3 protein-coding genes are annotated in these 8,064 nt (G+C 65.7%); 1 reads left to right on the plus strand and 2 read right to left on the minus strand.

What is annotated here, in order from left to right; genetic code table 11:
• Positions 1 to 156 precede the first annotated feature (156 nt).
• Positions 157 to 2,859, minus strand: coding sequence for a tetratricopeptide repeat protein (locus IE321_RS32045; RefSeq protein WP_190225462.1), 2,703 nt, complete (start codon positions 2,857 to 2,859; stop codon positions 157 to 159).
• Between the two features lie 257 nt (positions 2,860 to 3,116).
• Between IE321_RS32045 and IE321_RS42925 the strand changes: the two genes are divergently transcribed.
• Positions 3,117 to 3,245: a hypothetical protein gene (locus IE321_RS42925; RefSeq protein ID WP_262506089.1), complete on the plus strand. Its 129-nt coding sequence runs from the start codon at positions 3,117 to 3,119 to the stop codon at positions 3,243 to 3,245.
• Between the two features lie 585 nt (positions 3,246 to 3,830).
• On the opposite strand, the gene IE321_RS32050 is transcribed toward IE321_RS42925, so the two are convergent.
• The gene (locus IE321_RS32050; protein WP_190225463.1) at positions 3,831 to 7,811 is read right to left on the minus strand and encodes a P-loop NTPase fold protein; all 3,981 of its coding nucleotides are present in this window, start codon (positions 7,809 to 7,811) and stop codon (positions 3,831 to 3,833) included.
• Positions 7,812 to 8,064 lie beyond the last annotated feature (253 nt).

Here is an 8,064-nt window from a genome sequence, read left to right on the forward strand (position 1 = left end):
CGTAGCCCTCGGCGTCGATGCCGTGACAGCCGGGCCCCTTGGGCTAAAGCGGCTCGGACCACAGCACACGGCAGGTGGCAGGGCGGGCAATCCGTCCCCGGCTGCCCGAATGATTTGCCGTCAGAGCGCACGATTCACTCGTGCTCGATACAAGCCCTACTGGTCGGCAACCTTCAGTGCGCTCAGATGCCACGGGGCTGCGATACCTCCGCTGGGATCCCACCCGTAACGCCGCAACGCCTGCGCATCTTCGAAACGATGGACTTTACGCAAAGCATCGACAGCTCGGCGTGTCGATGGCATTCCAGCTTCTGCAGTGGCGCGTTCGTACCAGGCCAACGCCTCATCCCACCGGTCAGCTTTCCCCAATTGGTAGGCCGCCCATCGGATGGCTTCGTGGTCGCCGGCAGCGACGGCGCGTTCGTACCAGGCCAACGCCTCATCCCACCGGTCAGCCCTCCCTAGATCGTGCGCCTTCCAGCGGATAGCTTCGCGGTCGCCGGCAGCGACGGCGCGTTCGTACCAAGCCAACGCCTCACCCCACCGGTCAGCCTCTGCCAGATCGCTTGCTGCCGAACGGATGGCTGCAGGGTCGCCAGCAGCTGCGGCGCGTTCGTACCAGGCCAACGCCTCATCCCACCGGTCAACCTGCGCAAGATGCTCTGCTGCGGAGCGCATGGCTTCAGGGTCACCGGCCGCGACAGCGCGTTCGTACCAAGCCAACGCCTCATCCCACCGGTCAACCTGCGCAAGATGCTCTGCTGCGGAGCGCATGGCTTCAGGGTCACCGGCCGCGACAGCGCGTTCGTACCAAGCCAACGCCTCATCCCACCGGTCAACCTGCGCAAGATGCTCTGCTGCCAAACGGATGACTTCGTGGTCGCCAACTTGAGCGGTGCGTTCGTACCAGGCCAAGACTCTGTCCCATCGGCCTGCCTCCGCGAGGTGGTCCGCTGCGGAGCGCATGGCTTCAGGGTCACCGGCCGTGACAGCGCGTTCGTACCATTCCAGAGCCTCGTCCAGCTGGTCGGTGCCTGCCAGCAGGTCCGCAGCGGAGCGGAGGGCGTGGTGGTTGCCAGCTGCGGCAGCCCGCTTGTACCAGGCCAGGGCCCTATCAGTCTGGTCAGCATTTGCGAGGTAAAAGGCTGCCAAGCTGAGGGCGTCCTGGTCGCCGGCTGCGGCGGCCCGTTCGAACCACTGCATGGCCTCATCCAGTTGGTCATCACATGCCAGGAGGTGGGCCGCTTTGGGGAAAGCCTCGCGGTCACCTGCCGCGGCGGCACGCTCGAAATAGGCCAGCGCTTCCTCCCTCCGGTCAGCGCTCCACAGGAGTTGAGCAGTACCCGTGAGTCCTTCAGCGTCGCCGGTGGCGGCAGCCTGTTCAAATGCAGAGTGTGCTTCCTGCGGCCGACCCGCCTCGGCGAGGGCCCAGCCGATTGCGGCGAAGTCGCCGGATTTTGCCCACAGAGCGCATGCGATCTGCGTCAACCCGCGGCGAACAGCCGCCTCGGCCAGGCTCCTGGCACCTTCGCCACTGCTGTGCTGGATGGCCGCCTGCCAGAAGAGTGCGGGTATCCGCGTGATATGGCGGGTGGTGCGGCCGTGCTGGTCGAGAAAGTCAGCCAGTCGATACGTTTGCTCGCTCGCGGATGCTGACGGATGAGTTGCGCCACGGGCGCGTTTCTGGGGGTGGAGTGGGCCACAGGCTCCCTTGACGGGGTTGGTGAGCAACTTCAGCGAAGGGCCTAGCCAGTTGTCCGGGAGCAGCTCCCATTCGGTGTCGCTGAGGTAGCCCTCGGCCGCGGCCTGGAGGAACGACCGAGGCAGGTCGAGTGGGTGTCCCAGTCGGCGGGCGTCCATGGCGGCTTCCAGCAGACTGCGTGCGGCCTCGGTCGCGCTGCTGTAAATCTTCATGAGTTCCGGGGCCCCGGCCAGGTACTGGGTGAGCATGCCGTCCTTGGCCAGGGCGGCCGCCTCCGCCAAGCGAGGATCTTCGGAATTCTTGAGCTCGTCGATGACGGACGGCGTGAACGCGTTGGGGAGGCGGATCTCGCGGCCGGACAGCAGTACGCGAGCCTGATTGAACGGATCGGGCTCTCCCACCGGCGGCTGGGTGGTGAGCTTGTCGAAGTAGTCAGCACCGGGCCAGATCGTGCCGAGAATGAGGACCGGGCTGCATGAGGTATCCCTCAGGATGCTGCGCAGGCCTGCGGCGATCGCTTCCCCGTGCTGCTGGTGGAGCAGGTAGTGCTGGGCCTCGTTCAACCAGATCACCGTCTGCGGTCCGACCCGGGCGAGGTCTGCGAGCATGGCCTGCGGCCGCTCCGGAGCAATCGGGTGCCACAGCCGCCATGTCGGAGGCAGCTGCTGGATCGCCTCCCAGCACGCGCGTGTTTTACCCGTCGAGGAGGTTCCGACCAGCATCACCAGACGAGTGGCACCGCTCGCGGCCTCGGTCACGATGGAACGCAGCCGTACATCGTGCTCGCGCTCGACGTACTTGGGCAGGCCCGTTGCCCCGCCCACGGCGATCGCATGGTGGACCTCAAGCGCATAGGGATCAATGCTGGCGATGGGCTGGCCCAAAGGTTCGGCGAGCTGCGCTTGCGTCCACAGCCGGGCGGTGTCCTTGGCAGCCGTGGCCACATCGCCGGCTGCCATCCGTGTCAATACCCTGACCAAGGCGATGACATCAGCCTGCTTCCCCGCACTGGTCGAATCACCGATCAAGCGCCCGATGGTGTCGCGGGAGGGGCATGCGTCGAGGTCGCTGGCCGCGACCACACCCGCCATCTCGTCGAGGGTGGGCGCCCCGGCTGAAACGTACGCCAGATAGATCAGGTGCTTCAGGTCTCTCAAGGGTCCTGGAGCCACCGCAGGCCGTGCGATCGGACGCGACGTCCCTGACGATTTGACACGCGTACCTGACCTGGCCCCCATCCTGTCGCGACTCATCGCACCATGATGCCCGTAATACCCCGACCACCGTCGCTGAACAGGACAAGGTCCGGTCAAGACCCAAAATCCATTGCAACTCAGTGAGTGGCATCCAAAGACCTTGAGAGTGGATTTCATGCCGGCCGGCAGACGCATCCAACACAAGGTCAGGACACCCCATGCTTCGAAAGCGCTCCCAGCGACGGCGTCACCAGTCCCCCAACGACCTGCGCAACGCCACCATCAGCGGAGTCGTCTCCGGCACCATCCGCGCACTCCTGGACTGGCTGCGCGACTTCATCTACTGACCTCAGCTCGCCAAGGTTCATCCTGGCACGCTGAGGTCAGCAAGCGGACCGAGATGGTGTCCCATCTCGTGGTGTAGGGCGTCCGGTGTGCCAACGGGACAGTGAAGCTTGGGCTGGAGGGCTGCTTGGACCGGGCGACGTGCGCCCTCACTGGCGACTCATCGGGCACTCGGGAAGCGGTCTACTTCACCCCCGCAGGTACTCTTTAAGGCCCGGTAAGCGGACCGCAGCCCAAGGGGCTGAGCGCCAAGGGTACGGAACGGGTCCGACAACGTGCCTTCCGTTCCCGCGCCAAAGGGGTGCCCACCACCAGGGGGCACCCCTTCGTAGACGACCGGGGTCGTACTTGGGTTCAGCTCCCGACGCCCTCCAAGTTAGCCAGCCAGTTGGCAGCGAACAGGCAAGGCTCCTTCGGATGCGTGCTCAGCGCTCCCCGATGCGAGTTCGGACCACAACCAAGGACGATGCCGCTCTGGTCGGCGGGGACACGGACCGTTGGGCATTCACCGAAGGCTCACACCGGGGCGAACCGTCCAGCACGCCCCCCGCACGATCACGTTCCTCGTCCGAGAGGTGGAGGTGACATCAGCGGATTCCGGCAGCGCTCTTGAACGCCCTCATTCGCTCCTTGCCTTCAGGGGTCTTGCCTTGGCCGGTCAGTGTGCGGCCCAGTCGGCGGGCTAGGTCGGGAAGGGGCCGGACGGCGTGGCCCAGCGCGGAGGCGTTCGCGGTTGTCGCCGTCTGCAGCGCTGCTCCCATGTGCTCGATGAAAGCGGCAGGAACGCAGTCCGGGTTTGCTGAGATCAGCACCCCGATGAGGCTGGTGGCATGGCCGAGTGTCGTCTGGTCGCTGCCCACTTCCTCGAACAGCACGTCCCAAACGGCTGGGGAGTCGGCAACGGCGGTGACCATGTCGGTCATACGTGCCGCGTCCCAATCCCGGTCTGTTAGGCGCTGCTGCACGTGAGCACAGACCGCTTCGGTGAACTGACCGCTACGTGCGATGAGCTCAAGGAGAGCCGGCAACTGTTCGGTGTCGGCGACGTCGAGGGCGTCGTTGAGGATCGTGTGTGCGGCTTCATTGGCTCGCTCAGCGAGGTCGGGGCACCGGCCGTTTGCTGCGGCAAGGAGGGACGCCTGCTGACTGGAGGCGACCTTGTCCCACACAGAGGTCGCGTGTGCCCAGGCGTTGGTGTCGTTGCCGTCCAGGATCTGCTGGGCGAGCAGGCTGGGCAGCGCGGTTTCCCGCAGATCGCTCCGCTCAGCAGCGGCCACCGCCGACGTGCGGACATGTGGCTGGAGTTGCTGCCAGAACTGTGCGATCCAGGAGAGCCATGTGACACTGACCGCGGCGTCCTGGGCGTGATGTGCGGCGAACGTGACGGCCGGCACCGGGGCGCTCCCGATCCAGTTCTGCAGATGCTGCAGCACCCCGGCGAGCTTTGCTGCGCGCAGGTCGGGGTCCCGGAAGAGCACCTGCAGACCCTCCAGTACCTCGGCGATGTGGGGCTGGTTGTAGTTGCCGAGCACCATCATGAGCTGGTCGGCAAGCCGGGAACCTTCTGCGCGCCCCTGCTGTGTGGTCATCAGTGCGGGCAGGCAGCGTCGAGCATGGGCTCCGCGTTCGTCAGGCTGGTTCAGGGATGTTGTCAGGGCGGTCACACATGTGCCGGCTGCTTCTTGTACCTCGGTCTCTTCACTGTGCTGCGTGTGGCGTAGGTAGGTGATCACTGCTTCCACGAGGGCATCGCGTACAGCCTCGGTGACGATGGGGTCGTGGAGGTTGCCGATGATGGCCACCGCACAGACCGCCGCATCCTGTTCCGGCAGGTCGGCCATGATCGATACGGCGTCTACGGCCAAGTCCAGGCAGGTGTGCGCGGCATTCCCCACTGCGCGGGCTGTCACGGTGCTCACCTTCGCGCCCGGGGTGATGGCCGCGTGGTGGCCGATCGTGGGAAGCCAGGTGTGCAACAGCTTCGCAGTTGCCTGGGAGCTGTCCGCATCGTCGTCGTCTTCCAGGAAGTCGGCTGCGCGCTCGGCGATTTGTGCTGCCAGGGTGGAGTCAGCAGGCGCAGCAGGTGTCGCAGCCGGGTCGCCCCATCCATCTTCAGGAACAGTGGCGTGATCCAGGAGCTCGACGGCTTTAGCTCGTAGGTTGTTGTCGTCGGTTGCGAGCCAGGCCAGCAGACCTTCGGCAACAGGTCGCTGCCACTGGTGGACGCCTGCAGATTCGACGGTGATCTGGTGCACGCGTTGGGTTGCTTTGTCATCGCCGACGCGTGCTGCCATGGCGAGCAGTGCCTGGTGCGCTTGAGGCGGCCATGCTTCTCGTCTTTTTGCGGGGGCGTCCTCGTAGGCGGTGAGCCAGGTCGTGAGGTCGCCGGTGCCGCCGTTGTCGGCGAGAGTGGTGAGGTAGTCGGTCAGCGGCGCATGCAGCTGGTTGGCGTGTCTACCTGCGGGCAGAGCGATCAGGGCTTGGGCCCACAGGAACGCGGGCTGTTCGGCACCAGGGGTTCCTTCGAGCACTGGCGCTGGTGGCGTGCTCAGCGCTTGGTGCAGGGCGGGAAGGTACGCCTCGGGGAAGAGATCCAGAGCGGCGATGAGGTCATGGGCCGGCAGGGGACTGGCGGCATCGGCGCGCCTGCGGGCGATTTCCTCGGTCAGCGCTTGCAGTGCTCTGGCACTCTGCGGGTCCGCTGCCGCGTGGTCGGTAAGGTCTGCGATCCGGCCGAGTGCCTGGATGGCAGCGGTCAGGACGTTTTCCACATCGAGTCCCTGGCGCGCCTGGGCGATGGTGTGAGCTGCGGCGCTCAGTATGCGGTGACGGTCCTGTGTGTCGATGAGTCGAGTGGTGAAGGCTTCGGTGTCGCGCTGGACGAGTTCTCGGTGGATTGCCGCTGCCTGCTCGCTGCCGAGAAGCCTGCTTGCGGGGGTGGAGCCGAGAGTGAGCAGCGGCATCAGATGCGCAGGTCGGCCAGTGCGTGTCCGGCCGGCTGTGGCGAGCAAGTAGGTGAGGCCGGGCTGGGCCGTCGTATTCAGGCGGCGAACGGTCTGTTGGCCATCGGCTATGTCCTGCGTCGGAACGGTCTGGGTGAACGCTCGCAGGAGCGGGTCGTTCACCGCCGTGGTGGAGCCGAGAAGAGCGTCGTCGAGGACGGCGAGAAGGTCGTGCTCCGTACGGATCGCATGATAGAGGCCGGGAAAGTCGTGACGCAGGACCGTCAGGCGCGCCAGGGTGAGTGGATGGCCCGTGACTTCACCGGGCGCAATACGGGCGGTGCCGGTTTCATCAGGTTGCTCGCGGCGCATCGCCAGGGCGTAGTCGGCGAGGAATGCGTTGAGCAGACGGATGACGTGCCGGGGGTCCTTGACGTCCTGGTGCACAAGGAGGTCCAGAACGTCATGTACTCGCTGCATGCCTCCCAGCGCCGCAACAGCACCGTGCTCCGTGGGATGTGTCAGAAGACGCTCGGCGTAGTCCCTGAGGTCTCCCCCATGGTGCGCGGGCAGGACCATGCGCACGGTGAACAGCTTGTTCAGGTACTCCTGGGCGGCTTCCTCGGTGGCCTTTCTCTCCGGCGCCGCGGTCGAAGAGGGGCTGCTGTCGTGCTCGGCCGTGTGGGCAGGGCGATGCGCGAGACCAGGCCGGACTCCGACGATGGCCTCACGGACGATGTCCTCGTCGCAGGAGAGCAGGAACACGGGCGGATGCGTGTGGTGGGTGCCGGTCAACAGCAGGCTCCGCACGGTCGTAAGTGCTTCGAGGACTTCCGTGGCAGACAGGCGGTCGATGTCGTCGATGGCGATGACCAGGCGCCGTCTGATGCCCCCGATGAGGCGGGCGAAGACCTGTTCCAGGTCGTCGGTCGACTCCGGCCGCGGGGTGGTCAAGGTGATGTCGTACCGCTTCAGTGCGGCCAGGGCTCCTTCCTTTACAGTCCCTAGGACGTTGGCTGCGACTGCGGCGCTGAACGCGACAGCCACCAGCGGGCTGGCCCCGGGCGAGGCGAACCACGCCCAGGGCGAAACCCCGACACCCACGCCGACCACCCGGCCTATGATGACCAGGACGGCGCCAATCAGCCAGATGAGCCCGAGCGTGGCCGCCATCCAGCCCAGCGCTTCCAGCGCGGCCATCACGTACTTCCGTCGGGACGTGCCCGGCTGGCCGGACGTCGCGCTGCGCCTCGAGTCGACCCGCTGCCGGCCGCTCTCCAGGCATACCCGCTCGCTGTGCCAGGTCTTGTCGTTGATCAGCCCCTGTCGCTTCAGGTCGTCCAGCAGTCCATACAGCAGCCCACGGGCCCGGGCAGTACCACTGTGCCGCTCCGCACTGAGATGAACGACCGCCCAGTCCTTGTTGCCCTTTAGTTCCGCGTCGAGCAGACGGACGACGGACGATTTGCCACTGCCGAACGGTCCGAGCAGGCCGATTGCAAGGGATTGACGAGAACCCCGCAAGATCACGGACAACTCCCGCGCCACTGACAAGTGGTCGAAACGGTCCTGCTCCTGTGAATCGATCGCGGAATCCTCAAGGATCCACGGCCGGGGTTGTGCCATGTACGTCGCTCCGATCCTGAGCCCACCACAACGGGTGCACGGATCCTACGAGCTACCACCGACAAACCTGCACTGACATTGACAGTTCCCCCAGCAATCCGAGGAGCGTGTGCTCGCCCGTTACCTGACCACGTCGACCGCGCTATCCGCTGTGTGGCGGGCCGGCACCTTCAAGTACATGCTTACAACCCCTAACGGAATGATCTTCGGGCTGGTTGGATGGCCCTCCGAGCGTTGATCTGGGGGTGCGGGG

The sequence above is a fragment of the Streptomyces hydrogenans genome (assembly GCF_014656075.1).
In the GTDB taxonomy this organism is placed as follows: Bacteria; Actinomycetota; Actinomycetes; order Streptomycetales; family Streptomycetaceae; genus Streptomyces; species Streptomyces hydrogenans.